The organism is Vibrio sp. 811 (assembly GCF_033339195.1).
In genome coordinates this window covers 1-990 of the sequence record NZ_JAWOUB010000141.1, presented here as the reverse complement: position 1 = coordinate 990, position 990 = coordinate 1, and the positions used below count along the sequence as shown (strand labels likewise).

Annotated in this window: 2 protein-coding genes; one reads left to right on the top strand and one right to left on the bottom strand. The window is 45.8% G+C overall.

All coding sequences use genetic code 11. From position 1 onward, the window contains the following. Positions 1-398: LysR family transcriptional regulator (locus tag R7Q46_RS25410; RefSeq protein ID WP_318077969.1), on the bottom strand; the 398-nt coding region annotated here is incomplete at its 3' end. Positions 399-526: 128 nt separating this feature from the next. Here R7Q46_RS25410 and R7Q46_RS25405 point away from each other — a divergent pair. Next, the coding region (locus R7Q46_RS25405; RefSeq protein ID WP_318077970.1) for a glutathione S-transferase at positions 527-990 on the top strand (464 nt) is incomplete at its 3' end.

Below are 990 nucleotides of genomic sequence, written 5' to 3'. Positions count from 1 at the left end.
CATTCACGGAGCGTCACGCTTGGCTCACTGTACACCTGGATAGAGCAGGTCGGTTCGGTTTGCTGCAATACGCGGATGACTTTAGGCAGCAGACTATCGTTATAGTCTTCTGGACATCCTAAACGCAGTGGGCGTTTGTTTTCGTAGCGTTTTACTTGCTTGACGGCTTGATTGTGCAAACTTACGAGTTGCTCTGCATGCGCACGAAGTGACATACCCGCTTCGCTCAGTACAAGGTTGCGACCTTCCTTTTCGAATAAGCTGACATGGAGTTCATCTTCAAGCTTTCGCATTTGAGCACTAAACGCGGATTGGGTGCGATTGATTTGTTTTGCAGCACGAGTGAAGCTGCCTGTTTCAACAAACGCAAGAAAGCTGCGCAGCGCGTCAATATCCATATTCTTTTCTATCCATCGTTTTTGTTGAAGTGTTCCATCAAAACTATCCGTTAGTTTGAAATAAAACAATCAGATATTGTGATTTCACGCTTTAATTAATAACAACACCATTTGGCATGGAGGCAACACTGCAACTCTTTATCGGGAATCAAAACTACTCAAGTTGGTCATTGCGAGCGTGGCTCATTTTTTCTCAATACGGTTTAAAAGTGGATGTGACTAAGCTAACGCTGTTTACTGAAGACTTCTACGACAAGCTGGCGAGCGTAACACCAACGGCCAAAGTGCCAACATTGGTTGATGGCGAAGTCACGGTTTGGGATTCCTTAGCGATTTTGGAATATGTGAACGAGCAGTACCTACAAGGAAAGGCGTGGCCAAGCCATGTAGCGTACAAAGCGAAAGCGCGCGCGATTTCGGCTGAAATGCATTCGGGCTTTTTTGATTTGAGAAACGAGTTACCGATGAACTGTCGCGCACGTCGAAAAGTAGAACTGAGCGATGGAGCACTAAAGGATATTGCACGCATAGACGCAATTTGGTCTGAGCAAATGGCAAAGTTCCCAGACGCTTTTTTGTTTGGAGAGTGGTC